The sequence below is a fragment of the Pedobacter suwonensis genome (genome assembly GCF_044762335.1).
Lineage (GTDB): Bacteria > Bacteroidota > Bacteroidia > Sphingobacteriales > Sphingobacteriaceae > Pedobacter.
In genome coordinates, this window is sequence record NZ_JBIWEB010000004.1 from 374,866 (window position 1) to 391,532 (window position 16,667).

At 36.7% G+C, this 16,667-nt stretch carries 19 protein-coding genes and 1 tRNA gene; 9 read left to right on the plus strand and 11 right to left on the minus strand.

The annotated features are described in order from the left end of the window. The first annotated feature begins 39 nt into the window (after window positions 1–39). Both ilvA and ACIQXP_RS09285 read left to right on the plus strand, forming a co-directional pair. Entirely contained in the window at window positions 40–1,290 is a 1,251-nt protein-coding gene (gene ilvA, locus ACIQXP_RS09280) for a threonine ammonia-lyase IlvA (protein ID WP_293743615.1), read from the plus strand. 154 nt (window positions 1,291–1,444) lie between these two features. Further along, complete coding sequence (locus tag ACIQXP_RS09285) at window positions 1,445–1,795, plus strand: cupin domain-containing protein (RefSeq protein ID WP_293743616.1); 351 nt, start codon at window positions 1,445–1,447, stop codon at window positions 1,793–1,795. A gap of 63 nt (window positions 1,796–1,858) precedes the next feature. Here the strand turns inward: ACIQXP_RS09285 and ACIQXP_RS09290 are convergent, their stop codons facing one another. Further along, complete coding sequence (locus tag ACIQXP_RS09290) at window positions 1,859–2,419, minus strand: DUF4230 domain-containing protein (protein ID WP_387505297.1); 561 nt, start codon at window positions 2,417–2,419, stop codon at window positions 1,859–1,861. Window positions 2,420–2,554: 135 nt separating this feature from the next. On the opposite strand from ACIQXP_RS09290, the gene ACIQXP_RS09295 reads away from it, so the two are divergent. Beyond that, window positions 2,555–2,968, plus strand: a complete 414-nt coding sequence (locus tag ACIQXP_RS09295; RefSeq protein WP_387505298.1) for a hypothetical protein — start codon at window positions 2,555–2,557, stop codon at window positions 2,966–2,968. A gap of 188 nt (window positions 2,969–3,156) precedes the next feature. Here the strand turns inward: ACIQXP_RS09295 and ACIQXP_RS09300 are convergent, their stop codons facing one another. Both ACIQXP_RS09300 and ACIQXP_RS09305 read right to left on the minus strand, forming a co-directional pair. Next, window positions 3,157–4,362, minus strand: coding sequence for an ATP-binding protein (locus tag ACIQXP_RS09300; protein WP_387505299.1), 1,206 nt, complete (start codon window positions 4,360–4,362; stop codon window positions 3,157–3,159). A gap of 93 nt (window positions 4,363–4,455) precedes the next feature. Continuing rightward, window positions 4,456–5,448, minus strand: a complete 993-nt coding sequence (locus tag ACIQXP_RS09305) for an ABC transporter ATP-binding protein (RefSeq protein ID WP_387505300.1) — start codon at window positions 5,446–5,448, stop codon at window positions 4,456–4,458. 128 nt (window positions 5,449–5,576) lie between these two features. Here ACIQXP_RS09305 and ACIQXP_RS09310 point away from each other — a divergent pair, with 128 nt between their 5' ends. Beyond that, window positions 5,577–5,861 carry a DUF6364 family protein gene (locus tag ACIQXP_RS09310; RefSeq protein ID WP_387505301.1) on the plus strand — a complete coding sequence of 95 codons (285 nt, stop codon included), beginning with the start codon at window positions 5,577–5,579 and terminating at the stop codon, window positions 5,859–5,861. Next, window positions 5,851–6,267: a type II toxin-antitoxin system VapC family toxin gene (locus ACIQXP_RS09315; RefSeq protein ID WP_293743626.1), complete on the plus strand. Its 417-nt coding sequence runs from the start codon at window positions 5,851–5,853 to the stop codon at window positions 6,265–6,267. The genes ACIQXP_RS09310 and ACIQXP_RS09315 overlap by 11 nt, the downstream gene beginning before the upstream one ends. A 119-nt stretch (window positions 6,268–6,386) precedes the next feature. On the opposite strand, the gene ACIQXP_RS09320 is transcribed toward ACIQXP_RS09315, so the two are convergent. From ACIQXP_RS09320 to ACIQXP_RS09335, 4 genes are all read right to left on the minus strand, one after another. After that, window positions 6,387–7,181 (minus strand): outer membrane beta-barrel protein, encoded by a 795-nt coding sequence (locus tag ACIQXP_RS09320; RefSeq protein ID WP_387505302.1) that lies wholly within the window; start codon window positions 7,179–7,181, stop codon window positions 6,387–6,389. A 102-nt stretch (window positions 7,182–7,283) separates the two neighbouring features. After that, the gene (locus ACIQXP_RS09325; RefSeq protein ID WP_293743630.1) at window positions 7,284–8,036 is read right to left on the minus strand and encodes a hypothetical protein; all 753 of its coding nucleotides are present in this window, start codon (window positions 8,034–8,036) and stop codon (window positions 7,284–7,286) included. Then, the gene (locus ACIQXP_RS09330; protein ID WP_090984941.1) at window positions 8,017–8,586 is read right to left on the minus strand and encodes an RNA polymerase sigma factor; all 570 of its coding nucleotides are present in this window, start codon (window positions 8,584–8,586) and stop codon (window positions 8,017–8,019) included. Before ACIQXP_RS09330 ends, ACIQXP_RS09325 begins: the two co-directional genes overlap by 20 nt. A gap of 347 nt (window positions 8,587–8,933) precedes the next feature. After that, window positions 8,934–10,091, minus strand: a complete 1,158-nt coding sequence (locus ACIQXP_RS09335) for a hypothetical protein (protein ID WP_387505303.1) — start codon at window positions 10,089–10,091, stop codon at window positions 8,934–8,936. Between the two features lie 551 nt (window positions 10,092–10,642). Between ACIQXP_RS09335 and ACIQXP_RS09340 the strand changes: the two genes are divergently transcribed. Both ACIQXP_RS09340 and ACIQXP_RS09345 read left to right on the plus strand, forming a co-directional pair. Next, window positions 10,643–12,508 carry a glycoside hydrolase family 97 protein gene (locus ACIQXP_RS09340; RefSeq protein ID WP_387505304.1) on the plus strand — a complete coding sequence of 622 codons (1,866 nt, stop codon included), beginning with the start codon at window positions 10,643–10,645 and terminating at the stop codon, window positions 12,506–12,508. 274 nt (window positions 12,509–12,782) lie between these two features. After that, the gene (locus tag ACIQXP_RS09345) at window positions 12,783–13,289 is read left to right on the plus strand and encodes a hypothetical protein (RefSeq protein ID WP_387505305.1); all 507 of its coding nucleotides are present in this window, start codon (window positions 12,783–12,785) and stop codon (window positions 13,287–13,289) included. Window positions 13,290–13,363: 74 nt separating this feature from the next. Here the strand turns inward: ACIQXP_RS09345 and ACIQXP_RS09350 are convergent. From ACIQXP_RS09350 to ACIQXP_RS09365, 4 genes are all read right to left on the minus strand, one after another. Then, a tRNA-Ala gene (locus ACIQXP_RS09350) sits at window positions 13,364–13,437 on the minus strand. Between the two features lie 109 nt (window positions 13,438–13,546). Next, window positions 13,547–13,753 carry a hypothetical protein gene (locus ACIQXP_RS09355; protein ID WP_387505306.1) on the minus strand — a complete coding sequence of 69 codons (207 nt, stop codon included), beginning with the start codon at window positions 13,751–13,753 and terminating at the stop codon, window positions 13,547–13,549. A gap of 63 nt (window positions 13,754–13,816) precedes the next feature. Further along, on the minus strand, window positions 13,817–14,461 hold the full coding sequence (locus ACIQXP_RS09360) for a chloramphenicol acetyltransferase (protein WP_293743637.1): 645 nt from the start codon (window positions 14,459–14,461) through the stop codon (window positions 13,817–13,819). Then, complete coding sequence (locus ACIQXP_RS09365) at window positions 14,458–15,153, minus strand: HAD family hydrolase (RefSeq protein WP_387505307.1); 696 nt, start codon at window positions 15,151–15,153, stop codon at window positions 14,458–14,460. Before ACIQXP_RS09365 ends, ACIQXP_RS09360 begins: the two co-directional genes overlap by 4 nt. A 77-nt stretch (window positions 15,154–15,230) precedes the next feature. On the opposite strand from ACIQXP_RS09365, the gene ACIQXP_RS09370 reads away from it, so the two are divergent. Together ACIQXP_RS09370 and ACIQXP_RS09375 are read left to right on the plus strand one after the other, a co-directional pair. Further along, window positions 15,231–15,869: a Crp/Fnr family transcriptional regulator gene (locus ACIQXP_RS09370; protein ID WP_387505308.1), complete on the plus strand. Its 639-nt coding sequence runs from the start codon at window positions 15,231–15,233 to the stop codon at window positions 15,867–15,869. A gap of 164 nt (window positions 15,870–16,033) precedes the next feature. Next, window positions 16,034–16,660 (plus strand): carbonic anhydrase, encoded by a 627-nt coding sequence (locus ACIQXP_RS09375; protein ID WP_090984958.1) that lies wholly within the window; start codon window positions 16,034–16,036, stop codon window positions 16,658–16,660. Window positions 16,661–16,667 lie beyond the last annotated feature (7 nt).

Consider the following 16,667-nt stretch of genomic DNA (forward strand, 5'->3'; position numbering starts at 1 on the left):
TTTTGATACCAGATATTTGATTCTTAGTTACTATAAAAAATGAACACTACAACACCACATACACTAGATTTTAAATCTGCAACAGAAAGGCTCAAAAACGTGGTAAAACGTACCCCGCTTGAGTTTAATGCCGGACTTTCTTCTTTTTACAATGCCAATATTTATTTAAAAAGAGAAGATCTGCAGATTGTACGCTCTTACAAACTGCGTGGTGCTTACAATAAAATCAGTTCGCTGCCTCAGGAACTGTTGGTAAACGGCGTAGTTTGTGCAAGTGCCGGAAACCACGCGCAGGGTGTGGCTTACTCTTGTAAAAAACTGGGCATTAAAGGTGTGATATTTATGCCTGAAATTACCCCGAAACAAAAGGTAAAACAAACTTATATGTTCGGTGGCGAACATGTGGAAGTGGTTTTGGTTGGAGATACTTTTGACGATTGTTTAAAAGAAGCGCTTGCTTACAGCGCTGAAAAAACTGCCACTTTTATTCCTCCTTTTGATGATGAAAAGGTAATTGAAGGACAAGCTACCGTAGGCGTAGAAATTTTTGAAGACCTGCCTGATTTAGATATGGTGGTGATGCCTGTAGGTGGCGGAGGACTGGCATCAGGTGTAAGTGCTTACCTAAAAACCGTTAAACCCGATGTTAAACTGATTGGTGTTGAACCACTTGGCGCACCCTCGATGGTTACAGCAATGGAGCATGGTGGCCCCTACACATTAGATGAAATAGACCGCTTTGTGGATGGTGCCGCTGTAAAAAGGATCGGCCACATTACTTATGAATATTGTAAGGAACTGCTTGACCAGATGCATTTAATACCCGAAGGAAAAATCTGCACTACCATTTTAAAACTGTATAATGAGGACGCCATTGTGGTAGAACCGGCCGGAGCGCTGTCTATCGCTGCATTAGATCAGCTTAAAGACCAGATTACCGGCAAAACGGTAGTATGTGTTGTTAGCGGCGGAAACAATGACATAGAGCGCATGCAGGAGATTAAAGAGAAGTCTTTACTTTTCGAAGGTTTAAAACATTATTTTATTGTCCGTTTCCCACAAAGACCAGGCGCTTTAAAATTATTTGTGAATGAAGTTTTAGGACCACAGGATGATATTACCCGTTTCGAGTTTATTAAAAAAACCAACAGGGAAAACGGTCCGGCGTTGGTGGGCATTGAGCTTTCGAACAAAAATGATTACGCCAGTTTATTACAGCGTATGAAAGATTTTAAATTCGAAATTATCGAGTTAAATCAGGATCAGACTTTGTTTGAATATTTGGTTTAAGGGTCTAATCTTTAATCGAAGGGCGCAAAGTTTTTCGCAAAATACCCAAAAGCGGTTCGTCATTCCCAACTTGATTGGGAATCCTAATGCAATAGCTTTAAGATTCCCGCCTGCGAGGGAAAGACGACGACTCTTTTAATATATATTTATAAAAATGAACTTCAAAGATTTAACCAACAAAACCTTAATTTCTGATCACGATATCAGCTGGGAAGATTTAGGTGCTGGCGTAAAACGAAAAATTATGGCTTACGATCACAACCTGATGTTGGTTAAAGTAGCATTTGAGAAAGATGCCATTGGTACCATTCATAATCATCCGCATTTACAGATGAGTTACGTAGCCAAAGGCAGTTTTGAAGTAAGCATGGGTGATGATAAAAAAATCCTGAACGAAGGCGATGTTTTTTTAGCCCCATCAAATGTATTTCACGGCGTGGTTTGTTTGGAAGATGGGATATTGATTGATGTCTTTAACCCACACCGGGAAGATTTTTTAAAATAAGACCGTGGTCGGGAGTCGGAAAGCCCGAGGTCGGGTGCAACCCTAAACCTTCCACCTTCTACCTTATTCAAAGGTAAACCTCACATTCTTGTAGCCCAACCCCTCAATAATGGGCTTAAGCACGGTGGTAGCATTTGTTTTTGTTTGCGCTAAAATGCTCGATTTTTTAACTTCAGCAGTAACTTGTCTTTCTGCGGCTTTGTATGCTTCATCTACCAAACTCGCCTCGCGAAAAAAAGCCATTTTCGTATCGTAAACACGTGAGTTTTTATGGTCGATTTTTACATAACAGATTTCGGGCTGTGGTAAATTTACTACAGCAGTGTCCGCAACAATGCTTATATCTTCTTTCGCAATTTTAGTCAGATCGATACAGCCTACCGCTTCGGCTTTGATAATCAATAAAACACTGGCTTCAGGTAAAAAATCTGTCTTATTTTTATGTTCCAAAACATCGCTGATCTGGTACCTTACCAGTTCCAGTTTACCTATAGCCTCAATTTTCTCTACCAGAAGCTGATGTTTGCTTTCTACAGTGGTATTGATACTGAACTTTTTGGAGATAAATAAGTACCCTGCAACAATTAAAATTAACCAGGGTAAGAGACGGAAAAAGATTTTCATAGGTGTAAATAAATGCAATTTTATAATTGGTATCTATTGCTAACTGTACAATAATTAATCCATAAATGGGTAGTTAATTTTTTTGGCAGAAGATTTGTAATACCAATATCACACACACAAATAACACTAATCAAAATGAAAAAATTTACCATCTTAATGCTTTGCATTGCCACACTAGGTCTGGCTTCGTGCAAGAAAGAAACTGTCTATCAAGAACTAAGAGCTAAAACTTATAATTTTACGATCAATTCAAATGAATGGTTACGTAATAGCAATGGGAGTTACTCCGTAAATAAGGCCTTATCAGCAATTGATGGCGTAACATTGGATGATGAAGGCGTACTAGTTTATTTTGAGCACCCCAACGATCCAAATGGTGATATCCAGTTGCCTTATACATTTAATTACAATGCTTTTAGCTATAAAATTTCCAATGGTGGTTTAAGGTTCGATGTTCAGGATACTAATAATTTAACAGCTACAGTTCCACCTAATTATAATACTTTAGTAAAAGTTGTAATTATTCCATCAGATTATGCGGGAAATTAAATTATAACAGTTTTTTAAAAAACTCTTAAAACGACTATTGTTCAATTCAACATAGTCGTTTTTTTTGTCTTATTATTTCTTAAAAAAGTTTAATCATAACTTTTCAATCTAATTGAAGATATTAAACTACAATTAAAATTCCAGATACTGACCAATATTCTATTGAACGTAGTCTTTTTTTTTGTCTTTTATTCCCACATTAAAAAATCACGGATATAAACATGTTGTATACCTTGATAGGTATTGCCATTAAACTCGCTATTTGTAATTACATATTTTGGATAATTATCATCAATCTGAAGCAGGTTTTCAAATTCGCGCTTAATGGTTGCTTCATCCTCTAATTTTAAAGCTACCTGGACATAAATAAGTTCGCCTTTGCGTTCGCCAATAAAATCGATTTCCTTGGTATTCATTGTACCAACCTTTATTTTGTAGCCCAAATATAAGAGATGGTTATATACTACATTTTCAAGTAATTTCCCTAAGTCCTGTGGCCTATAACCGATAATGGCATTTCTAATGCCGGTATTTTCAAAATAAAATTTACTACCTGTTTCAAAAATTCGTTTCCCAACAATATCATATCGGTCTACCTCGTGAATAATATATGCATTTACCAAATACCTGGTATATGTTTGTATTTGATTTGGGGCTAGGTTAGTTTGTTGAGATTTAAGAAAATCGCTGATTTTTTTTGCAGAAAACAAACTTCCAATATTGTCTGCCAGGAAAAGAACAAGTTTTTCCAGGAAATTACTATTTCTCAAATTATATCTCGAAACAACATCCCTAAACAAAATAGTGGTATAAATACTATTAAGATATTCGAAAGCCTGCTCATTCAGCGTTAAGTTGATCAAATAAGGCAGCCCCCCATATTTAAAATAGTGTTCCATACTTTTATCATTATTCTTCAGTTTATGAAACATTAAAAATTCGGAATACGACAAACTGTAAATGGTAAATTCAACATATCTGCCACTTAAGTAGGTGGCTAATTCTCCTGAAAGCATTTTAGCATTGCTACCAGTAATGTAGATATCGTTATTTTGATCGAGTAAAAGTGATCTTAATGCCTTTTCAAAATCAGTTATATCCTGTATTTCATCTACAAAAATATAATTATGCACATCAGGCTTTACTCTTGATAGGATATAATCATTCAGATCGTTTGCATTGTGAATAAAATCGAACTGTAGATCTTCTTTATTAATATAAATAATATTTGCATCCTGATCCTGTTCAATAATAGTGTTTATAATCTGAAAAACCAGATAACTCTTTCCAACTCTACGTTGCCCGGCTAATACCTTAATCAGGTTTTTACGGATGAATGGCTGTATTCGGGAAATGTATTTATCTCGGTTTAAAACGCCAACAGGTATATTCATATTATAGCTATGATTATAATTATTACAAATATAATATAAAATTTTAATTATAATTATAACTTTTTCATGCCTAAACGTAAATTATAAATACAATTAAAACTCCAAAAACCGAGTAATATTCAATTGAACGTGATCGTTTTTTTTATGTTCTTCCCTATTTAGCTGTATTGCACGGATATGCACACCATTCCGTTCCAATAAAAGTTCATCGTAAAAACCTTTGTAGTACATATCTTTTACCTCGAAACGCCTGCTGCTCCAATTGCTATTGATTTCTGCCCATTCCGGATAAAATACAACAAAATCTTTTTGTGTTTTCAAACCGATTTTCTCGGCATCACTACGGGTTAAAACTACAGCATTACCCAAAATTTGAGCCGTATAAATGTGTTTTGGCTGCTGGTAAATTTCAGCTGGTTTTCCTGTTTGCAAAAGTTCGCCATTCCGAAGAATCAATAACTGATCGGCCAGAAACAAACCATCGGCAGGGTCGTGCGATACCAGTATTACCGTCACACCAGTTTCGGCAGCTATACGTTTGATATCAGCACGCAGCTGGTTTTTAAGCAAAGCATCAACCTGGCTGAAAGGTTCGTCTAAAAGCAGCACCTGCGTATCCGAAACCATGGCTTTAGCGATGGCCACACGTTGTTGTTCGCCCCCACTCAGTTCAATAATTTTCTTATTCTGGAGCGGTAAAATCCGTAAATGCTCCATGATGGCCAAAGTTTTTTCAGCTTTGGTTTTCAGGTCGGTATTGGATAATTGTGAGGCAATATTATCGTAAACTTTCGCATAAATGTTAAGCGAGAAATCCTGTGTAACCATTTTCATCTGCTTATGGCCGGGAATCAACTGCTCATCTGGTCCTTTAACACGCTTATCTTCGAAATAGACTTCTCCTTCATCAGTTTTTAACAAGCCATAGATGGATTTTAATAAGGTTGATTTCCCGCTACCGCTTTCGCCGATAATGGCAACCACATCGCCTTTTTTAATGTCGAAACTTACATTTCTGATTCCACCGGCCTGTTCTGCCTGATATTGCTTGGTTAAATTTTTAACGCTGATTAGGATATTGCTCACGTGATAAAGATAGTGAATAAGCTTAAAGTGGAAAGACTAAAGCTTAAAGCAATTTTACACGTGTAATGCAACGTTCATTTGCACGTGTAACAATATATATTTACTTTTATATCAATAAATAACAAAATATGAATACAAAGCTAACTTTAACGATAAACGATGCCGTTATTAAACTTGCCAAATCCTATGCAAAAAAGCAAGGTAGAAGTTTATCGGCTTTGATAGAAAATTATCTGATGGCCATCACGCAAAAAGAAGAGATTGTAGCTAAAGATGATGAGTTATCGCCTTTAATAAAGTCTTTAATGCTTCGTCCAAAAGTAGATTTACCTAATGATTACGATTATAAAAGAGAATTAGACAAGATTAAGGATGAAAAGTATCAAAAATACTTAAATAACAATGAAGGATAACGTTCTACTAGATTCAGATATTTTGCTCGACTTTTTTTTAAAAAGAGAGCCATTTCTCGATCATGCATCAAAAATTTTGAATCTATGTGCCATCAAGGCTGTTAATGGTTTTGTTACCGGATTGATTATTGCAAATACATACTATTTGTTGAGAAAACACTTTCAACATAAAGATATTTTGGCTGATTTTAAGATTTTATTTACTTTTTTAGATGTCTTAATAATTGATAAAAGTGTTATTATATCCTCAATTGATTCAGATTTTTTGGATTTTGAGGATGCCCTACAAAATTTTTCAGCTGAAAATAATAGCCTAATCAAAACTATAGTTACCCGGAATATTAAGGATTACAAAAAAAGTAAATTAAGCGTTTTAACTCCTGAAATGTTTCTAAAAACACGCTAAACAAAAAATCCTGTCTCGCCTAACCGAAACAGGATCTGTTCATGTGTGTGTTAACTTTATGTTTTTTAGATTACCTCATCTAAATAAATTGATCGGTCCCCTTTTAGAAGATTTAGGGCTTAGTTCAACCCAAAAGTAATTCCGAAGCTCATATTCTTTAAGCCGGCTTGCTGTGCAGTAGTAAACATATCGTTGAAATAGTATTTGGTAAACAAACCTAAACCGCCATAACCAAACCTAACAGTACCACCGTAACGAACCGATTGAAAGTGGTAGTTATCATATTGCTTCTCTTTACCGCGCTCTTCGCTAATCTGTTTGATTTTTCCGTTTAGCAAAAAGCTAACCTCCGGACCTAATACCAGATAAAACCTTTTGCCGTTTTTGTTTTCTGCGGTACGGAATTCAAAATTTAAGGGAATGTGTACATAACTGCTCGAGAAACGGTTTTTAGAAAAATGTACTGGCGATTCTGTATAAACAAACTCATTTGAGTTTTTTGCAATGGTAATATCTTTTCTCAAACGGATCAAAGTCCAGTCAAATCCTCCCGCTACGTAAACCTTAAAATTTGAATTGAAACGGTATCCAAACTGTAACACATCAAACGAGAACGTACTGGTTTTGCCACCTTTATAATCTAAAAAATCGTTATTTGGAGATAAATTGAAACTGCCGTTATCAATTAACCTGGAGAAACCTAAATCTACACGGGTAAAGGTAATACCACCTACAAAACGGCCGTTTTTGGGTTGTTTATTTACGCTGTCTTTGCCGTCCCTTGTTATCTTTACAATTCCATAATCCAAATCTTTTCTATTCCTTTTGATAGAATCTTGTTGTGCAAAAGCACCAGGAGCCATAACACCGGCAAGTCCGCTTACCAAAAGTGTTGTATAAATTAGACGTTTCATATTTATGTGTTTGTTATGTTTAATGTTGTAATGTTTAAATGTTGTGATTTTTTAGTGTTGGTAACTGAAAATTGTAAACTGAAAACTGCCAACTGATAACCGCTATTTCTTCCGTTTACCAAATTTAAAAGGGCCGATATTGATGGATGACAGAGAAGAATCATCATCATCAGTACGGAACTGGATCAGTTTATCTTTTCTTTTGTCCATTTTGTTAACGATTAGGTTGACTACATCGCCCACATTACGGATACCTTTATTACTTTGTTCATTATCGTTAACAGGCTCATCTGTTTTAACCGGAGTTGCAACAGCCGCCGTTACCATCTCCTCTTTCGGTTGCAGAATCGCCTCTTCGATTTTCGTTTTAAGATCTTTTTTAGGTTCCTCAATTTTCGCTATAACAGCTTCCTGTTTCTGCATTTCAGTTGCCGTAATTATGCTATGTGTTTCCTTCAATCCAGTTGCCTTGATTTCCTTTTTAACCTTTGTTTTGGCTATAGCGTTAACTACTTTAGGTCTAACTGGTAAAACGGGCTCAATACTTTCAACTGTTGTAACTGCCGTATCCTGGGCAATCGGTTCTTTCACCTCTGGTTTAGTTTTTTCAATTACATTATTTGCCAATTGTTTACCCTGATTGGTTGTATTTTGTTGTTGATAAATCAAAATCCCTATCGTGGCGACCAATAAAATCGCTGCAGCCGACAACCAATATACTGGTATGATTCTTTTCTTCTTCGGCGCGATTTCGCTTTCTATATTGCTCCACAAATCTCTTGAAGGTGTTACTTCCGCATCAGCAAAAGTATCCTTAAATAACTTATCGAAATCCTTATCCCGTATAGGTTGCATAACCAAATCCCTCCATTTTTATAATTTCTTCTTTTAATATTGCTCTTGCTCTCGATAGTTGCGATTTGCTCGCCCCTTCTGAGATGCCTAATGTCTCGCCAATTTCTTTATGTGAGTAACCTTCAATTACATACATGTTAAAAACCATCCGGTAACCATCAGCCAGTTTTTGTATCACTTTCATCAGGTCTTGCATACCTAAACGGCTAAAATCAAATCCGGTTGATGGTTGCTCATAAGCTTCATCTATTTCCACTACATTTAAGCTGCGTAAATTTTTACGGTAACTCTCAATAGCGGTATTTACCATCACCCGCCTAATCCAGCCTTCAAAAGAACCCTCGCCACGGTATTCCTTAATTTTCTGAAAAACTTTAATGTAGCCCATCTGCAATACATCTTCAGCTTCCATTCTATCTTTGGCGTAGCGCATACAAACGGCCAACATCTTCGATGCTGTTTGCTTATAAAGCAACTCTTGCATCTTCCGGTCGCCAGCCTTGCAGCCTTCCATCAAATCGTTTATTGTATAGCTTCGCGTCAATTTCATTGTGTGTTTGTATATAGAAGATGGCAGATTACAAACAATGGTTGCAAGAGGTAAGAAAAAAAGTTAAATAAAGTTAAATTATTAATCATCAAACTGATTTTCAGCAAGATAAATGATATAATATTTTTCAGAAAGATATAGCTTTTTGATTTGGAAAGCAAAGACAGGAGCAATTTTGAAGTGTTAGTCCCGCTATCCGCTGCAAAGCCTCGGCTCGTTCCTCACCTTCGTGTTTCCGCTGCTATCGGGTTTAGGAAGCAGTGGCAATGCTTAAAATAACAAATCCCTTAGCTTTTTAAAACTATGGGTTTGAAATGGATGAATTTCAACCCTAAACCTTCTACCCTCTACCTTTCACCTTTCTTCGCCTTAAACAATTTAAAGTCCTGCTTATAGGTTAAGAAAAATGAATGGTTAAACTGCAGTTGTTTATCAGTATGATCAAGATCGATATGTGGTTCGAAACGTACATCAAGGTATAAATGCGGTATCAGTTCTTTTTGATAAGCATAACGCAACGAAACAATATTCCGCGAACTCTGTCTTAACCCGGGGCTATATAAATTATCGGAAACCGACTCATACAGCGGCATACCTTTAATCGAAATAAAATTATTGCCTTTCCAGTAAGAGGCGACCAAACTGCCCCATTTACTTTCTACACCTGCATTTAACCATAAACCAAAACCACCCTGATAAGCCCTTCTTTTATCAGGAGAAAAATCTTTGTAAACAGTAATATAATTATCGGTATATACCTGCTTGATATTTTTGTTAATGTCTTTATGCAACTTTATACCTGTAGCACCATTAAACATGGTAGTAATCGGGATTTCTTTCAGCACATCAATCTGTCCGCCTTGGTGGAAAGCCAAAAATTGTGCGGGGATACTCAATTTCCAGTCGTCATTTTTAATTAAAAAACTCTCTGTAGATAATCCACCTATAATTTCTTCTTTGGCCGGATCGCCCTTATAAATCATTTTTTGCCAGGCAATCCATGCATCTAAAGTAAACTTCTTACGCTCTACCAATAGTTGTGTCCCATATTCAATCGGGGTAGTCAAAATCCTTTCAAAATCATATAAAGGCTCGATATACTTATGCTGGATATTCCCTTCTAAACTTCCAAAAATTAAGGTAAGGTTACGCTTATGATATTTTACATTAAACAAGGGTTTGGCATCAGAAACCCCATTCCGTCCGAAATCTTTTCTGATAAAAGCACCCGCCGTGATGGCCAGGTTTGGATGTGCATAATATACCAACTGAGGCTGTAGCTGTGTGCCATACAAGGTATAACCATCATGGAAATCATTAGTGTATTCGTAATTCCGAACGTAGTTTAAATTGTAAAAATTAAAATGAACCTCGTTTACTAAACTACTATCGGGACGGATCCTGTTTTCGAAGGCCGATTGATTAAACTGTGCCGAGGCAATGTAAGAACTGAGCAGAAAACTTATTAAGGTTAAAGCCTTCTTCAGACCTGTTTTTAAAAACATGAGCTTGGATTTTATGGCCCAAATTTAGAATAGTTTTTGGTTTATTTAACCGCAATTCATGCGAAGTTTACGCAGGGGAAACAAAGTAACAAATAAACCTTATTCTTGAATTCACAGATTTAATTCCCTATCCTTTTCTACTCATCTCCTATATGATGAGCCAGTAGCAGACTATTTTTATATTCCTGCAGATCTTAGCCAAGCTTGTAAAATAAGGCGGTAATTATCAAATGTTAAACATTCAGCTGTCAACAAATAAAAAATATTCTTTCTGCTTTTTAACAAATTTCTAATATGTCGGATTTGTATAAAAAAAAGTCCATTTGTGCCAATTTTTTATGCCTACCATAAATTAGCTTTGTATCAGCGGATTAAAGCCATACAATTAATTGTGTTTGACTATAGCTTGCCAAATAACTAACTAAATATCTGAATATAAGAAGCAGTGAAATCAATTCTTCCTGAGATCCCCGGATTACGGCGCATACCTTTTGTTTATTATATTTTCCAAAATCACCAAGTTTTAAATAGCCTTGATGATTATTAGCATTATGAATAAAATTAAATATTTAAAGTTAAATTGCTTAGCAATTGCTTTTTTCGCACTTAGTATAAATGCTGTTTTTGCACAAATAGCTCGTAGAGCCGAAACACTAAAATCACCTGATGGTAAACTCCTTATTTCTTTCAATTTTTCAGATTTAAAACATGTCTCTTATGCATTTACCGCATACGGAAAAACGTTGATCGGGCCATCGTCATTAGGTTTGGATATTCTAAACCAAATAGGATTTATCCAGGCAAGCCATCGTTCGGTGAATACTGTATGGAAACCTATATGGGGAAAACGGACTATCGTGCCCGACCAGTTTAATGAAATTACAATTGATTTAAAAGCCTATAAAATAGTTGCACGGGCATATAATAATGGTTTTGCCATTAAATACCAACTACCTGCCGGAAGCCCCAGATCCAGGGATTTAACGCAATTTAATTTCAGCGGAGATTACACTGCATGGTTTTACAACGGAGAACTGCACAATATCGGGCCTGAAAAACTAACGGAGGTGGACGGGAAGCGTTTACCAGTAATGACGGTAAAAGCTGATGATCATGATTACATGGCCGTACATGAGGCTGATTTAGAACAGGGTGAGCCGCTAATACTGGGATCGAAAAAAGGTTCAAAAAACTTTACAATTGCTTCAAAGGCTAATGCTGCCTGGCGGATTGTAATGTATGGACGTACACCAGGAGAATTGGTAGACTCACATTTGATAGAGCTATTAAACCCGCCACCAGCAAAAAACATTGACTTTTCGTGGGTAAAGCCAGGGGTTGCCGTATGGGATTGGCGAATTAATGGAGCTAAAGTAGATAACTTCGAGTATAAAATGTCGCTACCATCATGGAAGCGCATGGTTGATTTCGCGGCGCAAAGCAGTATGCGTTACCTGATGCTGGATGCTGATTGGTACGGACCAGAATTTGCAGAAGGTTCAGATCCGGTTAAAGGTGGCAAGGTGGCCCAAGTGCATGAAATCATAACCTACGCCAAAACCAGAGGCATTGGCATCTGGCTATATATCAATGATGTGGGCGGACGTAAATATCCAATTGAGCAAACTTTGAAGCAATACAGTGATTGGGGTGCAGCAGGAATAAAATATGGTTTTATGATTGGCGATCCGGAAGAAAAAAACATACGGACCAAGCTCATCACAGAATTGTGTGCTAAATACCGCTTATTGTGCGATTTTCATGATGGCCCTGTTCATCCATATGGACAGATGCGCACCTGGCCAAATGCGCTCACACGAGAATACGGCCCTGCCCAACTGGATGCACATCGCGTGGTTGCCCCTAAAACATTTGTAACAGAAGTATTTGTTAACATGCTTGCTGGCCCGATTGACATGAACAATGGATTGGCAGACCTTACTCAGGCTGGTCGCGTTGACGAACCCTCACCTGTTCCCTCTACTTTGGTTGGTGAAGCAGCGCGAACTTTGATCATGTTTTCAGGTGTTACGGTAATTCCTGATATTCCTGAGAATTACAGAAAACATCCGGAAATACTAGAATTTTACGCTTCTGAAAAGATGCCATGGCGGGAAAGTAAAACCATTAGTGGTGTTATTGGAGAGTATATTTCGATGGCCAGGCAATCAGCCGATGGAACGTGGTTGGTTGGTGCAGCCACTAACGAAGAGCCACGCGATCTGGAAATTCCGTTATCTTTCTTAAGTAAAGGCAACTACCGCGCAACTGTTATTCAAGACAGTAAAGATTCTGATTATCGTACGCATAAAGAAGGTTATACCTCAAAAGAAATGAACGTTACATCTGGCAGTAAAGTTCTGGTAAAACTTGCTCCAGGTGGTGGTGCCTGTGTTATTTTGAAAAAGACGAATTAGATCGAAAAAATTACGCATTACCATAAAAACCACATATCAGTTAAACTTTGTGGAAGGGTGATCATTGATTAGTGAATAGATATCATTATGGCGAAAGTGCAAAAAACACATAATAAGACTTGGATAGTCGGTGGTTTTAACCTGAAGTCCTCAATATTTCATATTTAAAGGAATAGTACGGAGTTTAATTTCCCAAAATGAATTAAGTATATTATTATTACAAAGTAAATGTTATGCCTAACGCGCTTATTATTTTATAGCCAATCATTAAATAATGACCACATCTCAAAAATTCCTTAGACTTACGATCATAATAATTCCGATAACAGTATTTTGTTCATCTCTCTTTTTTAAGGTGTTAAGCTACCAGTACATACAGATAGAAACGCCAAAAGGCTACGAATTACTTTTGATAGGAGGAATAGCTATTTTGGGTGGCGGTATGCTTGAAACCGTGATATGGATGGCCAATCCAATTGCACTGTTTGCCATAATCCGTTTCCTGCGAGAAAACAGGACTCAAGTAAAAATAGATTCCGTTTTGAATAAACCTGTGCCAAAACTTAAACGTAAAAGTAAGTGGTTCTCTTTACTCGCAACAGCCATAGCAATTTCCTTTAGTCGTTGGAACGAAGTACTTGCTGCAGAAAGTGGGTCGAAAGGAAAAATACTGGCGTTTCATATAGGTTATTGGCTTTGGATGTCAAGCTTCGCCTTATTTACAATGGGAGTTATCTTTTTTAATTTCAGATATCGAGAAACAGGAACCAGAATGGATTGATATACAAAAATTTACATACAGAATTCTGTAAACAAAAAAACCTTTCAGGTTTCTGAAAGGTTTTTTTATAGTAGTGGAGAATACCGGATTCGAACCGGTCACCTCTTGCCTGCCAGGCAAGCGCTCTAGCCAAATGAGCTAATCCCCCAATTTTATATCCAATGGTAAATTAACTACACATTGAAAAACAAGCTTCCGGCCTGGGCTGCAAAAATAGCAAATACTTTCTCGAATGCAAATGATAATTTAAATTTTAATTAATCTTTAAATCTAAAGGCAAACAATGCCATCAAACAGATTACCGCAAAAGCTGATGGCATGGGATAATTAATGAACAGAAAAAGTACAAATGTGGCAATTAGCAACATCACAAAAAATATCACGGCCTTTAATGCAGTGTCCATATAACACATGGCTACAATAGCCAAAAGGTAAAATGGAATAATTACGGCGGTAATAAACATTACCGAAAATAAATATCTAATATTAATTGGATATTAAATGCTGCTTAGGCTTGAAGGTTTAGATTAAAGAGGAATGTTAACCTCTTCATTATTTAACAGCGCCTGATAGTAATCTACAAACTGGGCAACATTAAATCCATCCATCAGAGCATGGTTTACATGTATAGAGACAGACATTATTTTTCTTTCGTTGTCATCTCTAAGCTTGCCAAAAGATATTTTAGGACAGCTATCCTGGTAAGCATAATTTCGGGCATGTGATAAAGAAGTGAAATTTAGCCACGGCAATGCCGAGTAATGGATTACATTTTCGCCAGATGAAGAAGGAATTAAACCGGTGCTGTTTCTTACTTTTTCAATTTCCTGATTAGCTGCCTCCCTAAAATCTTCAAAATTCTCATAGAAATCCATATAACCAAAACCAAAGGTTCCATTCGGGCGGTTAATGGTGGCCGCGGCATTTATAATATCGTATTTCCAAACTTCACCATCAATAATGCGGTACCTGAATGGCTCTACCTGGTTGGCGGCTATTAACGATTTGTGCAGATAAAGCAGGAAAAAGGAAACGTTTTGTTTTTTTGCTTCTTTATAGGTCGTGGTACAATCTAATTCGACAGTAACTCCGAAGAAAGGCTCTTCAAAAACGCTAAAAAATTTAAAATGATCTTTTCTGATCCAGGTATTGATGTCTATTTTTTCTTTCATTCCATTAATTTTGGTAAAATCTCAGATAGACTTTCCATCTGGTGAAAATTTGCGTGTTCAATGGTATGATCAATATGCTCATGCACCCAGGTAGTATGAAAAGGAATGTGAACGGCGTACCCGCCAATATTCAGTACCGGTAAAACATCAGATTTTAAGGAATTGCCCAGCATTAAAAATTCTTCAGGTTTACAGTCCAGGTGTTTGATCAGTTTTTGATAATCTCTTTCCTGTTTATCACTCATAATTTCAATATGGTGAAAATAATGATCCAGTCCTGATTTGGTCAGTTTTCGTTGCTGATCCAATAAATCACCTTTGGTAGCCACCACAAGTTTATACTTTCCGTGTAAGGCCCTCAATACTTCTTCCACCCCATCTAGCAGCTCTACAGGTTTCTGAAGCATTTCCTGTCCCAGTTCTATCGCCCTGTTAATCACAATAGGGTCTATTTTACCGGCCGTTATCCGTAAAACAGTTTCGATCATACTTAATACGAAACCTTTAATTCCATAACCATAAAGTGGCAAATTGGCTATTTCCGTTTTATAAAGTTCAGCTAGGACGTTATGGTGGGGCATAAAATCTTCTAAAAGGCCTGCAAACTGATTTTCGGTTTCGCGGAAATAAGGTTCGTTTACCCAAAGGGTGTCATCCGCATCAAAAGCAATTACAGTAATCTGATTTTTCATGGTTATGCTTACTTTAGCACCACAAAAGTAAAGCAACAATTCCCTTCAAAAAAGGACATTTGTCTCGACTAATAAATATGCTACGCACCAACCTTACTTTCTTATCTTTTATAGAACGTTTTTGTACCGAAAACAAGGAGGCAGACATGACGCTTAAAAGCTTTAAAGCAGGATATAAATTTATTGAGCAGGGCGAAAAAATCAGCAATATCTATATCATTAAAGATGGAATCAGCAAATGTTTTATTTCTGAAGAAAACGGTAAGGACTTTATCATCGAGTTTTTAGGTAAGGGCGAGGTGGTTGGCGAGCTGGAAGCGCTAAAAAAGATTAATTGTCTTTGTAATGTAGCTGCAATTAGTGATGTTACGGCTTATGTTATCCCTCATCATCTTTTTCTTTCATTGATTAATAAAAATAGTGAATTCACGATACTCTTACTTCAGGAATTGTCTACCAGAATTATACAAACCAGTACACGCGCATCTTTTCAGCAGTTATATACCCTGGAGTATGCGCTTTTAAAATTGCTTAAGCTACAGGCTGATGAGCATATTTCCATTTCCAAAGAAGATATGGCAGCCTATCTGGGCATTTCCGTAAGAAGTTTTAACAGAAGTTTAAAACAGATCATCATTAAAGGAGATTTTAATACATCTGAATTTAAAAACACCCTGCAAGCAGCCCATATGAAGAAGCTACTATCAAATCTGTAAACATTTAGGGATAAAACTTGTTAGTAAAGCGATCAAAAAGAAATTTATCTGTTAGTGCCTTTAATTTCTATGCATTAATAGCAAAAGATTATTTTTGGTATTATGATTGAATAAAAACAGCTTAACAATAATTTATTTATCCAAAACGCTATTAAAGCACCATTATGAATGTAGAAGACGTTTTTAAGAACAACGAAAAGTGGATAGCAGAAAAACTATCTATTGATCCCAATTATTTTACCGAGCTATCTAAAGGACAAAGTCCGGAGTTTTTGTATATCGGATGTTCAGATAGTCGGGTGACGGCCGAAGACTTAATGGGTATACAACCTGGGCAGGCTTTTGTGCACCGAAATGTGGCCAATCTGGTAAATAACGTAGATTTAAACGTAATGACGGTTTTAAACTACGCTGTTCGTCACTTAAAAGTAAACCATATTGTGGTTTGCGGACACTACAACTGTGGAGGTGTTAAAGCTGCCATGCAACCTGCTGATATGGGTATATTAAATCCATGGTTAAGAAATATCCGCGATGTTTACCGCATCCACAAAGAGGAGTTAAATGCCATTGAAGATGAAGGTGCGCGTTACAACAGACTCGTCGAACTGAATGTTCAGGAACAATGCGTTAACCTGTTAAAAACCGCAGCGGTGCAAGAGGCCATTACTGAACGCGGAATAACCGTTCATGGCTGGGTTTTCGATATCCACACTGGTAAATTAATCGATCTTAAAATCGATTTTGAAAGTATTTTGAAGGATATTAAGGAGATTTATAATCTTTATTAATAGCTAA

Excerpts from the sequence above, each read along its gene's own strand:
- ACIQXP_RS09300 (WP_387505299.1), bottom strand. The coding sequence starts at position 4,362 with ATGAATATACCTGTTGGCGTTTTAAACCGAGATAAATACATTTCCCGA.
- ACIQXP_RS09375 (WP_090984958.1), top strand. The coding sequence starts at position 16,034 with ATGAATGTAGAAGACGTTTTTAAGAACAACGAAAAGTGGATAGCAGAA.
- ACIQXP_RS09325 (WP_293743630.1), bottom strand. The coding sequence starts at position 8,036 with ATGCAACCTATACGGGATAAGGATTTCGATAAGTTATTTAAGGATACT.
- ACIQXP_RS09310 (WP_387505301.1), top strand. The coding sequence starts at position 5,577 with ATGAATACAAAGCTAACTTTAACGATAAACGATGCCGTTATTAAACTT.
- ACIQXP_RS09295 (WP_387505298.1), top strand. The coding sequence starts at position 2,555 with ATGAAAAAATTTACCATCTTAATGCTTTGCATTGCCACACTAGGTCTG.
- ACIQXP_RS09335 (WP_387505303.1), bottom strand. The coding sequence starts at position 10,091 with ATGTTTTTAAAAACAGGTCTGAAGAAGGCTTTAACCTTAATAAGTTTT.
- ACIQXP_RS09355 (WP_387505306.1), bottom strand. The coding sequence starts at position 13,753 with ATGTTTATTACCGCCGTAATTATTCCATTTTACCTTTTGGCTATTGTA.
- ACIQXP_RS09290 (WP_387505297.1), bottom strand. The coding sequence starts at position 2,419 with ATGAAAATCTTTTTCCGTCTCTTACCCTGGTTAATTTTAATTGTTGCA.
- ACIQXP_RS09320 (WP_387505302.1), bottom strand. The coding sequence starts at position 7,181 with ATGAAACGTCTAATTTATACAACACTTTTGGTAAGCGGACTTGCCGGT.
- ACIQXP_RS09360 (WP_293743637.1), bottom strand. The coding sequence starts at position 14,461 with ATGAAAGAAAAAATAGACATCAATACCTGGATCAGAAAAGATCATTTT.
- ACIQXP_RS09345 (WP_387505305.1), top strand. The coding sequence starts at position 12,783 with ATGACCACATCTCAAAAATTCCTTAGACTTACGATCATAATAATTCCG.
- ACIQXP_RS09340 (WP_387505304.1), top strand. The coding sequence starts at position 10,643 with ATGAATAAAATTAAATATTTAAAGTTAAATTGCTTAGCAATTGCTTTT.
- ilvA (WP_293743615.1), top strand. The coding sequence starts at position 40 with ATGAACACTACAACACCACATACACTAGATTTTAAATCTGCAACAGAA.
- ACIQXP_RS09370 (WP_387505308.1), top strand. The coding sequence starts at position 15,231 with ATGCTACGCACCAACCTTACTTTCTTATCTTTTATAGAACGTTTTTGT.
- ACIQXP_RS09285 (WP_293743616.1), top strand. The coding sequence starts at position 1,445 with ATGAACTTCAAAGATTTAACCAACAAAACCTTAATTTCTGATCACGAT.
- ACIQXP_RS09315 (WP_293743626.1), top strand. The coding sequence starts at position 5,851 with ATGAAGGATAACGTTCTACTAGATTCAGATATTTTGCTCGACTTTTTT.
- ACIQXP_RS09365 (WP_387505307.1), bottom strand. The coding sequence starts at position 15,153 with ATGAAAAATCAGATTACTGTAATTGCTTTTGATGCGGATGACACCCTT.
- ACIQXP_RS09330 (WP_090984941.1), bottom strand. The coding sequence starts at position 8,586 with ATGAAATTGACGCGAAGCTATACAATAAACGATTTGATGGAAGGCTGC.